Annotated in this window: 12 protein-coding genes and 4 tRNA genes; 7 read left to right on the top strand and 9 right to left on the bottom strand. The window is 75.8% G+C overall.

Going from position 1 to position 14,718, the window contains the following annotated elements; genetic code table 11:
* From OO57_RS09435 to OO57_RS09405, 7 genes are all read right to left on the bottom strand, one after another.
* Nucleotides 1-1,215 carry a ribonuclease inhibitor gene (locus tag OO57_RS09435; RefSeq protein ID WP_051777023.1) on the bottom strand — a complete coding sequence of 405 codons (1,215 nt, stop codon included), beginning with the start codon at nucleotides 1,213-1,215 and terminating at the stop codon, nucleotides 1-3.
* 159 nt (nucleotides 1,216-1,374) lie between these two features.
* Nucleotides 1,375-1,447: transfer RNA gene (locus tag OO57_RS09430), tRNA-Gly, on the bottom strand.
* 12 nt (nucleotides 1,448-1,459) lie between these two features.
* Nucleotides 1,460-1,532: transfer RNA gene (locus OO57_RS09425), tRNA-Trp, on the bottom strand.
* 25 nt (nucleotides 1,533-1,557) lie between these two features.
* The gene (locus tag OO57_RS09420) at nucleotides 1,558-2,997 is read right to left on the bottom strand and encodes an SDR family NAD(P)-dependent oxidoreductase (protein ID WP_234337281.1); all 1,440 of its coding nucleotides are present in this window, start codon (nucleotides 2,995-2,997) and stop codon (nucleotides 1,558-1,560) included.
* Nucleotides 2,998-3,053: 56 nt separating this feature from the next.
* Nucleotides 3,054-3,127: transfer RNA gene (locus OO57_RS09415), tRNA-Ser, on the bottom strand.
* Nucleotides 3,128-3,139: 12 nt separating this feature from the next.
* A tRNA-Ala gene (locus tag OO57_RS09410) sits at nucleotides 3,140-3,214 on the bottom strand.
* A 94-nt stretch (nucleotides 3,215-3,308) separates the two neighbouring features.
* Nucleotides 3,309-5,045 carry an AMP-binding protein gene (locus OO57_RS09405; RefSeq protein ID WP_051777020.1) on the bottom strand — a complete coding sequence of 579 codons (1,737 nt, stop codon included), beginning with the start codon at nucleotides 5,043-5,045 and terminating at the stop codon, nucleotides 3,309-3,311.
* 698 nt (nucleotides 5,046-5,743) lie between these two features.
* On the opposite strand from OO57_RS09405, the gene OO57_RS39255 reads away from it, so the two are divergent.
* From OO57_RS39255 to OO57_RS09385, 4 genes are all read left to right on the top strand, one after another.
* On the top strand, nucleotides 5,744-6,418 hold the full coding sequence (locus OO57_RS39255) for a DUF998 domain-containing protein (protein WP_051777019.1): 675 nt from the start codon (nucleotides 5,744-5,746) through the stop codon (nucleotides 6,416-6,418).
* 7 nt (nucleotides 6,419-6,425) lie between these two features.
* Entirely contained in the window at nucleotides 6,426-7,691 is a 1,266-nt protein-coding gene (locus tag OO57_RS09395) for a sensor histidine kinase (protein ID WP_051777017.1), read from the top strand.
* Nucleotides 7,688-8,371 (top strand): response regulator transcription factor, encoded by a 684-nt coding sequence (locus OO57_RS09390; RefSeq protein WP_033251867.1) that lies wholly within the window; start codon nucleotides 7,688-7,690, stop codon nucleotides 8,369-8,371. Before OO57_RS09395 ends, OO57_RS09390 begins: the two co-directional genes overlap by 4 nt.
* Nucleotides 8,372-8,488: 117 nt before the next feature.
* The gene (locus OO57_RS09385) at nucleotides 8,489-10,591 is read left to right on the top strand and encodes a SpoIIE family protein phosphatase (RefSeq protein ID WP_033251866.1); all 2,103 of its coding nucleotides are present in this window, start codon (nucleotides 8,489-8,491) and stop codon (nucleotides 10,589-10,591) included.
* A 76-nt stretch (nucleotides 10,592-10,667) separates the two neighbouring features.
* Here the strand turns inward: OO57_RS09385 and murQ are convergent, their stop codons facing one another.
* Together murQ and OO57_RS09375 are read right to left on the bottom strand one after the other, a co-directional pair.
* Nucleotides 10,668-11,582 (bottom strand): N-acetylmuramic acid 6-phosphate etherase, encoded by a 915-nt coding sequence (murQ, locus tag OO57_RS09380; RefSeq protein WP_033251922.1) that lies wholly within the window; start codon nucleotides 11,580-11,582, stop codon nucleotides 10,668-10,670.
* Between the two features lie 93 nt (nucleotides 11,583-11,675).
* Nucleotides 11,676-12,425, bottom strand: a complete 750-nt coding sequence (locus OO57_RS09375) for a hypothetical protein (protein WP_033251865.1) — start codon at nucleotides 12,423-12,425, stop codon at nucleotides 11,676-11,678.
* Between the two features lie 261 nt (nucleotides 12,426-12,686).
* Between OO57_RS09375 and OO57_RS44630 the strand changes: the two genes are divergently transcribed.
* The 3 genes from OO57_RS44630 to OO57_RS09360 all read left to right on the top strand — a co-directional run bounded on the left by OO57_RS44630 (nucleotide 12,687) and on the right by OO57_RS09360 (nucleotide 14,618).
* On the top strand, nucleotides 12,687-13,220 hold the full coding sequence (locus tag OO57_RS44630) for a hypothetical protein (protein ID WP_033251864.1): 534 nt from the start codon (nucleotides 12,687-12,689) through the stop codon (nucleotides 13,218-13,220).
* Nucleotides 13,217-13,483 (top strand): DUF4235 domain-containing protein, encoded by a 267-nt coding sequence (locus OO57_RS09365; RefSeq protein WP_033251863.1) that lies wholly within the window; start codon nucleotides 13,217-13,219, stop codon nucleotides 13,481-13,483. Before OO57_RS44630 ends, OO57_RS09365 begins: the two co-directional genes overlap by 4 nt.
* Nucleotides 13,484-13,640: 157 nt before the next feature.
* Entirely contained in the window at nucleotides 13,641-14,618 is a 978-nt protein-coding gene (locus OO57_RS09360) for an aldo/keto reductase (protein ID WP_033251862.1), read from the top strand.
* Nucleotides 14,619-14,718 lie beyond the last annotated feature (100 nt).

Raw genomic sequence — 14,718 nt, 5'->3', positions numbered from 1 at the left:
TCACCGCTCCGCGGCGGCGGTGTCGACAGCGGCGCCGGACGTGGCGGCGGTGCGGTGCACGCTGAGCACCGCCGCCACGTCCGGCGCCGGGACGGGCGGCGGGACGGCGGCGCTGAGGGCGTTCAGGCGGTGCCGGACGGTGGCGGCGACGCCCTTGCCGAACAGGTAGCGGGTGGGGGTGGCGGCGGACGCGGCGTGGTCGAGCAGGCGGTGCGCCTCGCGGCTGCGGACGCCGGTGTGACTGAGTACCAGGTGCTGGAGGCGGTGCGGGGCGGCGGCCAGCGCGGCGCCGATCCGGTCGGCGGCGGCCAGGTCGATCCGGTTGTCGGCGGCGCCCAGCACGTGGGCGGCCGGGACGCGGCCGAGGTCGAGCAGCTCCACCCCGGCGGCGGCCGCCGCGGCCGTCAACTCGGCCGCGGCGTCCGGCCCGAGGCCGGAGCTGGCCGGCGAGAGGCGGCGCAGCGCGCCGTACGGGGCGCTGCGCAGCGCGGCGGCGAGGGTGCGGGCGCCCGCGTCGCCGAGTCCGGCGGCGGAGGCGTACAGCTCGTCGGTGGCCCCGGCGGCGATCAGGCGGGCGAGCGGTTCGGCTCCGGCCGGGCCGAGCGGGTTGCCGCCGAGGTAGAGGCGCTCGAAGTGGCGGCCGCCGGTGAGCAGGGCGTCGACGAGTTCGGTCAGGCCGACCGGGTCGAGGCCGGTCTGCACCAGGTCGAGGGTGCGCAACTGCTCGGCGGCGGCTACGAGTTCGGCGGCGGCCTGTCCGGCCCGGATGCCGAGCGGGTTGCGCTTGAGCCAGAGCGCGCGGACGGTCTGCGGCGAGGCGCGCAGCCGGTCGGCGATCCGGCAGGCACCGGCCGCGGTGATGCCGTTGCAGCCCAGGTAGAGGGTACGGACGGGGGTGTCGGCGGTGCGGGCGGCGACCGCGTCCGCGCCGTCGTCGCCGAGGCCGTCGGTGCCGAGCAGCAGGTGGCGCACCGGGGCCTCGCCGCCCTCCGCGGCCTGGGCGGATTCGGCGAGCGCGTCGGCAACCAACTGGGCCCCCTGCGGGCCGAGTTGCTGCTTGCACAGGTCGAGCCGGCCGTCCGGGAGGGCGGTGCCGGCCGGGAAGTCGATCCGCCGGTCGGTACCGGTGCCGGTGCGCAACCAGGCGAGCAACGGGGCGAGTTCGGCGACCGGGCGGGGCACGACCGACGGGACTCCGGCGAACTCCTGGACCATTTCCGCTCCTTGCGGCTCCTCGCGGTTCCTTGCCGCTCTGCGCGGTTTCCTGCCGCTCTACGTGGTTTCCTGCCGCTCTACGTGGTTTCCTGCCGCTCTACGTGGTTTCCTGCGGCTCTACGTGGTTTCCTGCGGCTCTTCGTCGGGCTGCCCCCGGGGCGGGACCGGCCGGATTCGAACCGGCGTCCTCCGGCTGGGCAGGCCGACGCATCTGCCCCTGTGCTACGGCCCCACCCAGGGGTGACGGGCCCGATCGGATTCGAACCGATGTCCTCCGATTTTGGAGACCGGTGCGCCTGCCTCTGCGCTACGGGCCCGTCGCGGTGATGCTAGACGCCGCGCTCACCACTCCGCCACCCGGTAGTCCTTGAGGAAGACGCCCGCGAACGGCTCCCCGGCCTCGCCGCGGACCACCGGGTCGTAGACCCGGGCGGCACCGTCCACGACGTCCAGCGGGGTGCGGAAGCCGTGGTCGGCCAGCCGGGACTTCTTGGGGGCCGGGTTCTCGTCGGTGATCCAGCCGGTGTCGACGGCGCACATGTAGACGCCGCGGGTGGCGAGTTCGGCGGCGCTGGTGCGGGTGAGCATGTTGAGCGCGGCCTTGGCCATGTTGGTGTGCGGGTGGCCGGGCATCTTGTTGCGGACGGCGAAACGGCCTTCCACCGCCGTGACGTTGACGATGTAGCGGCGCGGGTGCGGGGAGGCCTCCAGCAGCGGCAGCAGCCGGTCGCAGAGCAGCGCGGGGGCGAGCGCGTTGACCAGCTGGGTCTCCAGCACCTCGGCCGGGTCGAGGCCGCCGAGCGTCGCCGACCAGGAGTTGCGGGGTGCGGTGTCGGGCAGCAGCCCGGCCTCGTCCACCGCCGCGGCGTCGACCCCGGCGGGTGCCAACGCGCCCGGTTCGGCGGCGAGTTCGGCGGCGGGCCAGGCGGCGGTGAGCGCGGGCATCGGGCGGAACCCGGGCGCGTGCCCGACCTGCGCGGGGACGCTGCCGTGCTCCCCGGCGGCCAGCAGGGCGTACGACTCGGGCGGGCGACGCAGGGTCTGTGCGGCGTTGTTCACCAGGATGTCCAACGGCCGTCCCTCGGCGCGCAGTTGCTCGCACAGGCCGAGGACCTGGCGCGGGTCGCGCAGGTCGATGCCGACGATCCGCAGCCGGTGCAGCCAGCCCTCGCTGCCCTCGGCGGCGCGGAAGCGGCGCAGGGTGTCGTGCGGGAAGCGGCTGGTGACGACCAGTTCGGCGCCGTCGCGGAGCATCATCAGGGCCAGCTGGAAGCCGATCTTGACGCGTCCGCCGGTGAGCAGCACCCGGCGCCCGGCCAGGTCGGTGCTGAGCGCGCGGCGGGCGGTGTGGTCCTCCGCGCAGTCCGGGCACAGCCGGTGGTAGAAGCCGTCGACCTGCCGGTAGTGCTGCTTGCAGACGTAGCAGCGCTGCGGGCGGCTGAGCTCGCCGATCGGGGCGGGCCCGGCGGCGGTGGGCAGCGGGGCGTCCTCGCGGCGGCCGGTGCCGCCGGTGGCGGTGGCGCCGACCAGGGCGGCGTCGGCCCGGGCGGTCTCGGTGCGGCGGCCGCGGCGGCGGGTGTGCCGCCCGTCGCGGACGAAGGACTCCGCGCCGCGCTCGGCGCGCAGCCGCAGCGGGTGGTCGGCGGGCAGCAGCCACAGGCGGCCCAACGTCCGCTCGAAGGCGGCGAGTTCGGCCTCGTTCGGCCCGCCCTGCCCGTCCGGCCCGCCCGGCTGCTTCGGCTCGGTCGACTCCTCCGGGAGGCTCGACGGGGGCGTGCTCATCGAACGGTCCTCCGGGGCGGGGCGGGGCGGGGCTGGCGGTGCGGGGGCGACGGGGGTGGGCCCGGCCGGATTCGAACCGGCATGCTCCGCATGAGCAGTGCGGCGCGTCTGCCTCTGCGCTACGGGGCCCGTCGTCAGGGCCTCCCGGGGGCCGGATTCGAACCGGCGTGATCCGCCATGCCATAGCGGCGCGTCTGCCTCTGCGCCCACGCCCGGGAGGTGCAGTGATCGTAACGGCAGCGCCCGGGCGGACGGAAACCCTTTTCCCTCCCGGGATCCGCCCGCCCGGGACCGTCCCGGCCCGCCCGGCCTCAGCCCTGGCGCAGTTCGGGGAAGTCGGTGTCCCAGTACTCGTCCGGGTTGCGGTCCTCGCCGCGCTGCGCCTCGTGGGTGCGCAGTTCGACCCGGCGGATCTTGCCGGAGATGGTCTTCGGGAGGTCGCCGAACTCCAGGCGGCGGATCCGCTTGTAGGCGCTGAGCTTCTCGCGGGTGAACTTGAGGATGTCGCAGGCGAGTTCGGGACTCGGCTCGCGCCCGTCGACCAGCAGCACGTACGCCTTGGGGACGGCCAGGCGCAGCGGGTCGGGCGAGGGGACGACGGCGGCCTCGGCGACGGCGGGGTGCTCGATCAGGACGCTCTCCAGCTCGAACGGGGAGATCCGGTAGTCGCTGGCCTTGAAGACGTCGTCGCTGCGCCCGACGTAGGTGATGTAGCCGTCGGCGTCCCGGGCGGCGACGTCGCCGGTGCGGTAGTGGCCGTCGCGCATGGCGTCGGCGGTGCGTTCGGCGTCGCCGCGGTAGCCGCGCATCAGGCCGAGCGGGCGGCGGTCCAGGTCGAGGGTCAGTTCGCCCTCCTCGGCGGGCTTGCCGTCCGGGTCGAGCAGGGTGACGTGGTAGCCGGGCAGCGGGCGGCCCATCGAGCCGGGCTTGACGGGCTGGCCGGGGCTGTTGCCGATCTGGCAGGTGGTCTCGGTCTGGCCGAAGCCGTCCCGGATGGTCAACCCCCAGGCGGCGCGGACCTGTTCGATCACCTCGGGGTTCAACGGCTCGCCCGCGCCGACGAGTTCGCGCAGCTCGGTGCGGTGCGCGGCCAGGTCGGCCTGGATCAGCATCCGCCACACGGTGGGCGGCGCGCACAGCGTGGTGACCTTGCAGCGGGTGATCACGTCGAGCAACTGCTGGGCGTCGAACCGGCCGTAGTTGAACACCAGGACGGTCGCCCCGGCGTTCCACGGTGCGAACAGGTTGCTCCAGGCGTGCTTGGCCCAGCCCGGCGAGGAGATGTTGAGGTGCACGTCGCCGGGGCGCAGGCCGATCCAGTACATGGTGGACAGGTGGCCGACCGGGTACGAGGCGTGGGTGTGCTCGACCAGCTTGGGCTTGGAGGTGGTGCCGGAGGTGAAGTACAGCAGCAGCGGGTCCGCGGCGAGCGTCACGCCGTCGGGGGTGAACTCCTCGGCGGCGGCGTCCACCTGCGCGTAGTCGTGCCAGCCCTCGGGGGCGCCCGGGCCCACCGCGATCCGCAGCGGCGCGCCGGGCAGCCCGGCGAAGCGGTCGGCGACCTCGGCGGCGGCGACCACGGCCCGCACCTCGCCGCGCTCCAGCCGGTCGGCGAGGTCCTCGGCGGACAGCAGCAGGGTCGCGGGGATCAGCACCACGCCCAGCTTGATCGCCCCGAGCATCACCTCCCACAGCTCGCTGACGTTGCCCAGCATCACCAGCACCCGGTCGCCGCGGCCCAGGCCGAGCCCGCGCAGGTGGTTGGCGACCCGGTCGGAGCGGCGGGCCAGCTCGTCGAAGCTGTGCACCCGCTCGGCGCCGTCCGGCTCGACCACCCACAGCGCGGGCCGGTCGTTGCCGCGCGCCATCGGGTCGAAGTGGTCCAGCGCCCAGTTGAACTCCCCGAGTTCCGGCCACGCGAACTCCCGGTACGCCGCCTCGTAGTCCTCGGCGTGCCGCCACAGCACCTCGCGGGCGGCACGGAAGTTCGCCGCCGACTCGGCCGCGCCGGGCAGCGCGCGGGATCGGACGTTCTCGGCAGGGCCCATGGCTCTGGCTCCTCATGTGTCTCGGTACCGTCAGCCCCCATGTTTCCCCAGGCCACGGGCCTGCGGTACCCCCGCGGGGGGAGAAGTTTCCACCCGGGTAACGAAGGGCTCCCGCCCGTACCGTACGGCCCGGCACCCCCGGCGACCGCCCGCCGCGCCCGGGGCCGGGGGCGCCGGAGCAGGAGGGCCGGGGCGGCGGGGCCGGAGGGCCGGGGCGGCGGGAACTCCGCGGCCCCGTCGGAGTGTTCGAGCGGCCGCCGGACGGCAGCCCGCCCCCGGTCCGGACCGCTGGGCGAACGCGTGAGGACCGCCCCGTGGGAGCCGGGGCAACTGACCGGCGGGGCGGTCGACAAGGTGACGAGGTGTTCGCGGGCGTCCGGACGGCGGTGCCCGAGGTGCGGATCGTCCGCCTGCGCCGTTCTTCGTCGACACCGGCACCGCCCGGCACGTCCCCGAGGTCGGACCGGCCGTCCGGGCCCTGGCCGACCGGCTGCTCGGGGAACGCCACCCGTAGACCGCCCCGGCCACCCTGACTGCCCGGCCGCCCCGGCCGCCCCTCGCGCGTACACCGAACGGTGCAGTCGGGGCGGGCGACGACACCGGCCGGTGTACGGCGGGGTGTCCGCATCGGGACGACGCGGCCGTCCCCGCCGCCTCCGTAGGTTCTGGAGCACGAGAACGACACCGAGGAGGACGGCATGACGAGGACGAACCCGGCTCCGGCCGCGGGGGTACGGGCCCCGCTCACCCTGATCGGCACCGGGGCCCTGGCGATGGCCGCGGTGGAGGCGCTCAACCCGGAGTACGACCTGGTGAGCGAGACCCTCAGCCGGTACGTGCACGGCACCGCGGGCTGGCTGCTCCCGGCGGCGCTGCTGGCCGTCGGCGCCGCCTCCGCCGTGCTGGTGGTGCGGCTGGGGGCAGGGGCCGGGTCCCGGGCCCGGCGGGCGGGGCGGGCCGCGCTCGCGGTGTGGACGGCGGGCATCCTGGTCGCGGCGCTCTTCCCGGCGGACCCGCCCGGCCGCTGGAGCCGCCCCTCGCTGTCCGAACTCGTCCACGGCAACGCCGCCTTCCTCGCCTTCGCGGCCCTGCCGACCGCCGCCGTGCTGCTCCGCGGGACGCTCGCGGCCCGGCGGCCCGGCCTGCGGACCGCCCTGACCGCCCTGACCGTCGTCTCGGCCGCGGCCACGGCGGCGCTCGCGGTCTTCCTGGTCGACGTGATGGACGGCGGCCCGTCGCTCGGGCTGGGCGGCGCCCCCACGCTCGTCGGCCTGGTCGAACGCCTGGTGCTGGCCGCGGACTTCGGGTGGGTCGCGCTCGCCCTGGCGGTGGCGGGCACCCGCCCCGGGCGGGAGCGGGGCCGTCGTGCATGATCGGCGCATGGAACAGCCCGCCGTCCGCGCTGCTGCCGCCCCCCGGGCGGCCCGGCGCGCCGACGACTCCCGTACGGCCAGGCGCGCCGAGGCCCCCCGCACCGCCCGGATCGTCGACGGCCTCCTCGCGGTCGGCACCGTCGCCGCCGTCCTGACCGTCACCGTCCGGCTCGACGGCCGGCTGGACGCCGCGGGGACCCTGCCGCTCGCCGTGTGGCTGGGCGCGCTGCTGCTGGCCCGCCGCCGGTGGCCGCTGACCGTGCTGCTGCTCGGGGTGCAGGCCGTCGTCGTGTTCCGCACCGCCGGACTCACCGACGTGGGCTGGGTGTGGCCGGTCTCCGCCGCGTACGCCACCCTGGCCGCGGACGACCGGCCCGGCCGTCCCGGGCTGCCGTGGGCGGCCGGGGTGGGCCTGGCCGAACTGGCCTTCGCCGGGGCCTGGGAGACGGGCCCCGGCGGCGCCGCACCGCGCGAGGTGCTCGGCTCCCTGGGCGCCGAGGCCCTCTGGCTCGCGGTGCTCCTCGCCGCCGCCACCGCCTACCGCAACCGGCTCCGCTGGCGCGCCGAACTCGACGAGCGCCTCCTGCACGCCGCCCGGGAACGGGACTTGGAGGCCGGTCGGCGGATCGCGGAGGCCCGTCTGGACATCGCCCGGGAACTGCACGACGTCGTCGGGCACACCCTCACCGTCGTCGGGCTCCAACTCCGGGTCGCGGCCGAGGCCCTGGACGACTCCCCCGAAGAGGCGCGCAGCGCCCTCGCCACCGCGCAGCAGGTCCGCACCGAGGCCCTCCGGGACCTCCGTTCGCTCGTCCACGTGCTGCGCGCCCCGGACAGCGCCCCGGACAGGGCCCCAGGCGGGGCCCCGCAGGACCCCGCGGCCGGGGTCCCCGAGATCGCGGCGCTCGTCGACCGCATGCGCTCGGCGGAGCTGGACGTCCGGCTGGAGACGGCGGGCGACCTCGCCGCCGTCCCCGCGCCGGTCTCCCTGGCCGTCCACCGGATCGTCCAGGAGGCCCTCACCAACACGGTCCGCCACGCACGGGCGTCCCGGGCCGGGGTCGACGTCCGGTGCGGCGGCGGGCGGGTGGAGGTGCGCGTCACCGACGACGGCCGGGCACCGGCGCAGCCCCCGGGAGCGGCCGGGCACGGGGTGCGCGGGATGGACGAACGGGTCCGGGCGCTCGGTGGGGACTTCTCCGCCGGGCCGCACGGGGAGGGCGACGGGTGGCTCGTGCGGGCCGTCATCCCTGTGCCAGGCTTCCACCCATGACGATCAAGGTGCTCCTCGCCGACGACCAGGCCCTGGTACGGGCCGGATTCAGCAGCCTCCTCGCCCGCGCCGAGGACATCCGGGTGGTCGGCGAGGCGGGCACGGGCGACGAGGCGGTCCGCACGGCCCGCGCCGTCCGCCCCGACGTCGTCCTCATGGACATCCGGATGCCCGGCACGGACGGCCTCACCGCCACCCGGACGATCGTCGCGGACCCCGGGCTGGCGGAGTGCCGCGTCATCGTCCTCACGACCTTCGAGACCGACGAGTACGTCTTCGCGGCCCTGCGCGCGGGCGCGAGCGGCTTCCTCACCAAGGAGACCGAGCCGGACGACCTCCGCCAGGCCGTCCGGGCGGTGGCGGCCGGCGACGCGCTGCTCTCGCCGGGCGCGACCCGGAGGGTGATCGAGCAGTTCGCGCACCGCCCGGCCGCCCCCACCGACACCGCCGAACGGCTCGCCGTCCTCACCGCGCGGGAACTCGAGGTGACCCGCCTGATCGCGACCGGCCTGTCCAACGACCAGATCGCCGCGCGGCTCTGCATCAGCCCGCTCACCGCCAAGACCCACGTCACCCGCGCGATCGCCAAGCTCGGCGTCCGCGACCGCGCCCAACTGGTCATCCTCGCCTACGAGACGGGCCTGGTCCTCGCCGGTGGCGGACCGCCCCCGGAGCGGTGAGCGCCTGCTGACTGCCCCGCGGTTCCACGGCGTGGCGGTTTGAGGCGCTCACGTCCGGGGGCGATGCTGGGGAGTGACGGCCTGGCGGGTGCTGCCTCCGAGAGGGGATGGACGGACATGGCGACTCGGGTTCCGGGCCGGGCGGCGACCGCGACGGTCGACGGCGGCGGGACGGTCACCGGCTGGTCGGTGGCGGCGGAGCGGTTGACGGGGTTCGGGGCGGGGCTGGTGCTCGGGCGTCCGGCGGTCGAGTTGCTGGCCGGGCAGGTGCCGATCGCCTTGCTGCGCGCGGCGGTTCGGCACGAGCCGTTCAGCGGGATGGTCCGGCTGCGCCGTTCCGAGGAGGAGCCGGCGTCGGTCGAGTTGGGTGCCGTCCCGGTACGGACGGCGCGCGGCGAACCGACCTGGGTGCTGTCCGCGCTGCCGTTGCAGCCGCTGTCGCAGCCACTGGCCGTCGCGACCGCCGGGGCGGCCGAGGCCGCCGCGCGGTCGGCGGCACCGGGCGGGGCGGTGGCGGGTTCCTCGGAGGTGCGGGCCCGGAAGCGGCTGGCGCTGCTCGGCGAGGCCGGGCTGCGGATCGGTTCGACCCTCGAAGTGGAGCGCACCGCACAGGAGTTGGCGGACGTCGCGATCGAGGGCTTCGCGGACTTCGTGGGTGTCGACCTGCTCGACTCGGTGTTCGGCGGCGGTCCGCCGTCGAGCGCGGGCCTGGTGTTCTACCGGGTCGCGCAGCGCTCGGTGCTGCCGGGCAGCCCGGAGTCCGCGGTCGCGGCCGGCATCGGGGACGTGATCGTGCCGGACTCGCCGATGGCCCGGGTGCTGGCCTCGGGACGCCCGCTGCGCACCGACTACCGGGACCCGGAGATCCGTTCCTGGCTCGCCCAGGAGCCCGAACGGGAGCGCCTGGCCGAGGAGTTCGGCATCCACTCCGCCCTCCTGGCGCCGCTGACCGCCCGCGGGGTGACGCTCGGCGTGGCGATCTTCCTGCGGCACCGTTCGCCGGAGCCCTTCGACGAGGACGACCTGCTGCTGGCGACGGAACTGACGGCGCGCGCCGCGCTCTCCGTCGACAACGCCCGCCAGTACACCCAACAGCGCGACACCGCACTGGCGTTGCAGCGTTCCCTGCTGCCCAGCCGGACGCCCCGGCAGGCCGCGGTCGAGGTCGCCTTCCGCTACCTCCCGGCGGGCGGCCGGGAGGGCGTCGGCGGTGACTGGTTCGACGTGATCCCGCTGTCCGGCGCCCGGGTGGCCCTGGTGGTGGGCGACGTGGTCGGCCACGGCGTGCCCGCCTCCGCCGCGATGGGGCGACTGCGGACGGCGGTCCGCACCCTCGCCGACATCGACATGCCGCCGGACGAACTCCTCACCCACCTGGACGACTTGGTACTCCGGGTCGACCTGGACGAACTCCCCGAGGGCGGCACCGCCTGGGCCGGCAGCAGCGTCGGCGCGACCTGCCTGTACGCGGTGTACGACCCGGTCACCCGCTCCTGCGCGCTGGCCCGGGCCGGGCACCCGGGGCCGGCCCTGGTCGGCCCGGACAACGCCGTGACCTTCCCCGAGCTGCCCGCCGGTCCGCCACTCGGGCTCGGCGGACTCCCTTTCGAGGCAGCCGAGTTGAACGTCCCCGAGGGCAGCGTGCTGGCCCTGTACACCGACGGCCTGCTACGCGCCTCGGAACTGCGCGGCGACCCCGAACTCGGCCTCGACCGGCTCGGATCCGCGCTCGCCGCCACCGCCGGTTCGCTGGAGGACCTCTGCGACCAGGTCCTGTCCGCGACCCTCGGGCCGGACGCCCCGACCGACGACGTCGCCCTGCTGCTGGCCCGTACCCGGGCCCTGCCCGCCCGGGACGTCGCCGACTGGTCGCTGCGCCACGACCCGTCCGAGGTGGCCCGGGCCCGCAAGCTGGCGACCGCGAAGCTCGCCGACTGGGGCATCGAAGAGGCGTCCTTCGTCACCGAGTTGGTGGTCAGCGAACTGATCACCAACGCCGTCCGCTACGGCCGCACGCCGATCGGCTTCCGGCTGATCCGGGACGGCGGCGTGCTGATCTGCGAGGTCTCCGACGGCAGCAGCACCGCCCCGCACCTGCGCCGTGCCCGCACCGAGGACGAGGGCGGCCGCGGCCTGCTGCTGGTGGCCCAGCTGTGCCGCAACTGGGGCACCCGGCACACCCCGCGCGGCAAGACCATCTGGGCCGAGCAGGAACTCTGACGAGCCGTCAGTTCATGGTCGCGGTCTCGCGCAGGGCTTCGTCCGGGGCCTCGTGCACGGCCTCGTGCAGGTCCTCCTACAGGGCATCGCGCAGGGCGTCGTGCAGGGCGTCGCGCAGTCGGCCGCCGTTGCGGGCCAGCAGAGCCGCTGCGGCGGGTGCGTCCACGCCCGTGAGCAGCAGCAGGACCGCGTCCTTGACCCGACCGCCGGTGGCCGTCAACGCGGCGTCCGCGTCGGCGGGTTCGGCCTCGGCGGCGAGGGCGACGATCCGGCGGGCCCGGACGCGCAGCTTCTCGTTGGTCGCCCGGAGGTCGACCATCAGGTCCCCGTAGGTCCGGCCGAGCCGGACCATCACCAGCGTCGAGACCATGTTGAGCACCAGCTTCTGCGCCGTCCCCGCCTTCAACCGGGTGGAACCGGCCAGCAGTTCGGGACCGGTCACCACCTCGATCCGGTGCTCGGCGGCGTCCCCGAGCGCGGACCCGCGGTTGCCCGCCAACGCGACGGTGAGCGCCCCGAGCCGCCGGGCGTGCTCGACCGCGGCCAGCGCGTACGGGGTCCGGCCGGAGGCGGAGACGCCGACCACCGTGTCCGCGGCGGTCAGCCCCAGTGCGTCCAGGTCCGCGACGGCGGCCGCCCGGTCGTCCTCGGCGTCCTCGACGGCGGCCGTCAACGCGGCCGGACCGCCCGCGAGCAGCCCGACCACCAGCCCCGGCTCCGTCCCGAACGTCGGCGGGCACTCGCTGGCGTCCAGCACCCCGAGCCGCCCCGCCGTCCCCGCCCCCGCGTACACCAACCGCCCGCCCCGGCGCATCCGTTCGACGATCGCCTCCACCGCCACCGCCACCTCCGGCACCACCGCCCCCACTGCCTCCGGCACCGTCCGGTCCTCGGCGTTCATCGCCCGGGCCAGCTCCACCGTCGACAGCAGGTCGATCCCCGCACCGCCGCTGCGCCGCCCCTCGGTCGCCAGCCCGGGGAGCGAGCGCAGGTCGTCCGGGCCGCCCTGATCGTCCTGGTGGTGGGAGGCGTGCGGGGCGTGCGGGGCGTGCGGGATGTGCGGGGTGTCTGCCACGGGGCCACCCTAGGCCGTCCGCGGCAGGGCGGCGGCGAGCGCGGCCGCGGCGGCGACCTGCCGGCGCCCCTCCTCGTCCCGGTACCAGATCTGCGCCCGGCGTTCGCGGGGGCCTCCCCGGCTCAGGAAAGCGGACTCCTCGACGGCGACGGTCGCGGACATCCGCCAGCTCCGTGCGGGCCCCGACGCCTCGGCCACCTCGTCCAGGCCGTCCAGGCCGTCCAGGCCACCCAGGAACCGGGCGACGCCGAGGCCCCCGCTCGGCCACGGGTTCCAGGCCGAGACCTCATCCATGAGGGCGTGGGCCTCGATCCGGTGGAGCATGGACGCCTCCAGCTCCTGGAAGACGCCGTCCCCGGCGGTGTTCTCGGCGCCCACCCGTCCGTCGGTGTGGACGAGGTAGCGGATCGGGTGGGCGGCGTGCGGCCCCCTCCAGTCGAAGAACCAGCCCCGTACGGGGTCGGCCCACACGTACGACCCCAGCTCGTGACGCCACTCCGAGCTGTGCACCCGGCGCTCGTCCCCGGCGCTCGTGACGCTCTCCCGCACCGTGTACCGCAACCCGCCGTACCTCTGGGCGAAGCCCTCCCGCCGGATCACCAGCTCCAGCGGGGCGGGGACGAGTCGGCCCTTCCGGTCACGGACCCGCAGCAGTTCGGTGGGGACGCGCGGCTCCGTCCGCTCCTGCCTGCGTCCGGCGCGGCCGAGGAAGGCGAGGGCCCGCGGGGACAGTCCCGAGGGATCTTCCAGGATGTGCACGTTCTTCTTTTTTCGACGCGACGTGCGGACTGTGCCAGCGGACGCACCGTACCCGGCGGGCGCCGGGGGCGGAAGGCCGCAGGCCGTTCCGGACGACGGCTTCTCCGCGGAGCGGCCAGCCAGCTCGCCCGCCCGCCCGCCCGCCGCGTACGGGTGACCGGCGGGATCAGGGGTAGGCGCGTGCGAGCAGGGGCCCGCGCCCGCGCAGAACGTCGACGGCGTGAGGGCCCAGCCGACCGAGACCGAGGAGAGGGCACACCGATGAGCCAGCCGTTCCAGGACGACGAATCCGCACGGACCGACCGGCTCCCCGAGCAGGTCGAACCCACCCACGATGACCTCGGCCGCCCGGCCGGGGAACAGACGGCCGGGACCGACGCCGAGGAGCAGGCCGGAGAGAAGGTCGGGGAGCAGGCCGGGGAGCAGAGCGAGGAGAAGGTCGGGGAGAAGGTCGGGGAGAAGGCGGCCGCGTGGAAGGAGCAGGCCGTCGGGACGGCCGCGCACTTGGCCGACCGGCTCCGGGAGAAGGCCGGACGGGCCGCCGAGCTGGCCCGGGACCGGACCCCGGACCCGGTGCTCGACAAGGCGGGCCGGGCCGCCGCCCAGGTCCGCGACACCGCGGCCCAGGCGGGGCAGCTGGCGGCAGAGAAGACCCCGGAGCGGCTCCGCGAGCAGGCCGCGGCCGCCGCCACGACCGCCGCCTCGGCGGCCCGGGCCAACCGTGCCCCGCTGCTGGCGGGGGCCGCAGTGCTGGTGGTCACCCTGTTCCTGCTGCGCGGCCGGGGGCACAAGTGAAGGCGGTCGCGGTCGTCTACAAGCCCGTCGGACTGGCGCTCGGCCTGGTCGGCGGCATGCTCGCGGGCGTCGTTTTCCGGCAGGCGTGGAAGGCGATCGGGCACGAGGACGACGCCCCGGACGCCACGGACGAGGACCGCACCTGGCGGGAAGTGCTGCTCGCCGCCACCCTCCAGGGCGCGATCTTCGGCCTCGTCAGGGCCGCCATCGGCCGCGGCGGGGCCACCGCCACGCGGCGCCTCACGGGCACCTGGCCCGACTGATCCGGGCCGCCGCGCAGGCCTGCGCGCAGGCCCGTGTGCAGGTCCGCGCACAGGCCCGCGCGCAGGCCGAACCGTTCGGTTTGGTCGGGGCGGGCATCCGACGTAGGCTTCAAACCGAACCGTTTGGTTCTGAACTCTGCGCACAGGAGGCTCCCCCATGCAGCAACGGACACTCGGCTCCCAGGGTCTGACCGTCTCCGCGATCGGCTACGGCGCGATGGGCCTGACCATGGCGTACGGGCCGGGTGACGAGCGGGCGGGCGTCGCGGCGGTGCGGCGGGCGTACGAGCTGGGTGTGACCTTCTTCGACACCGCGGAGCTGTACAACTGGGGCACCGGCTCGAACGAGGAGTTGCTCGGCCGAGCAGTGAGCAGCTTCCGCGACCAGGTGGTGCTGGCCACCAAGTTCGGCTTCGCCCGCACCGAGCAGGGGTTCGGCTTCGACAGCCGTCCGGAGAACATCCGCAAGGTCGCCGAGAACAGCCTGCGCGCGCTGGGCACCGACCGGCTGGACGTGCTCTACCAGCACCGGGTGGACCCGGCCGTCCCGATCGAGGAGGTGGCGGGGGCGGTCAAGGAGCTGATCGACGCGGGCAAGGTCGCGTACTTCGGCCTGAGCGAGGCGGGCCCGGAGACGGTCCGGCGCGCGCACGCCGTGCAGCCGGTGTCGGTGCTGCAGACCGAGTACTCGCTGTTCGAGCGGGACGCCGAGCAGCTCTTCCCGACCCTGGACGAGCTGGGCATCGGCTTCGTCGCGTACTCACCGCTCGGCCGCGGCTTCCTGACCGGCGCCACCAGGCCCGCCGGGCAGTACGACCCGAGCGACATGCGCAACGGCGACCCGCGTTGGCAGCCCGGCAACTACGAGCGCAACCTCGCCGCCGTGGCCCGCCTGGGCGAGCTCGCCGCCGAACGGGGCGCCACCGTCCCGCAGCTCGCCCTGGCCTGGCTGCTCGCCCGCGGCCCGCACGTCGTCCCGATCCCCGGCACCCGCAGCGCCGCCCGGATGGCGGAGAACGCCCGGGCCGCCTGGGTCACCCTGGACGCCGACGACCTGGCCGCCGTCGAGGCGATCCTCCCCGCCGGCGGCTTCGGCGCCCGCTACCAGGAGGGCAGCCTGCCGGTCTGGTCCTGAACCCTGGCCCGCCCGCCCGCCCGACAACTCGACGACCCGACGGCCCGACCGCCCCTGGCGCTCGGGGTCGCGGCCGCGGTCACGGCGCTGCCGGTGGGGC

The sequence above is a fragment of the Kitasatospora phosalacinea genome (assembly GCF_000717185.1).
Classification (GTDB): domain Bacteria; phylum Actinomycetota; class Actinomycetes; order Streptomycetales; family Streptomycetaceae; genus Kitasatospora; species Kitasatospora phosalacinea_A.
Note: the sequence above shows the minus strand (reverse complement) of the source record. Positions and strands in the feature narration are given on the sequence as shown.

Excerpts from the sequence above, each read along its gene's own strand:
- OO57_RS09420 (WP_234337281.1), bottom strand. The coding sequence starts at position 2,997 with ATGAGCACGCCCCCGTCGAGCCTCCCGGAGGAGTCGACCGAGCCGAAG.
- OO57_RS09435 (WP_051777023.1), bottom strand. The coding sequence starts at position 1,215 with ATGGTCCAGGAGTTCGCCGGAGTCCCGTCGGTCGTGCCCCGCCCGGTC.
- OO57_RS39255 (WP_051777019.1), top strand. The coding sequence starts at position 5,744 with ATGACGAGGACGAACCCGGCTCCGGCCGCGGGGGTACGGGCCCCGCTC.
- OO57_RS09385 (WP_033251866.1), top strand. The coding sequence starts at position 8,489 with ATGGCGACTCGGGTTCCGGGCCGGGCGGCGACCGCGACGGTCGACGGC.
- OO57_RS09360 (WP_033251862.1), top strand. The coding sequence starts at position 13,641 with ATGCAGCAACGGACACTCGGCTCCCAGGGTCTGACCGTCTCCGCGATC.
- OO57_RS09405 (WP_051777020.1), bottom strand. The coding sequence starts at position 5,045 with ATGGGCCCTGCCGAGAACGTCCGATCCCGCGCGCTGCCCGGCGCGGCC.
- OO57_RS44630 (WP_033251864.1), top strand. The coding sequence starts at position 12,687 with ATGAGCCAGCCGTTCCAGGACGACGAATCCGCACGGACCGACCGGCTC.
- OO57_RS09390 (WP_033251867.1), top strand. The coding sequence starts at position 7,688 with ATGACGATCAAGGTGCTCCTCGCCGACGACCAGGCCCTGGTACGGGCC.
- OO57_RS09395 (WP_051777017.1), top strand. The coding sequence starts at position 6,426 with ATGGAACAGCCCGCCGTCCGCGCTGCTGCCGCCCCCCGGGCGGCCCGG.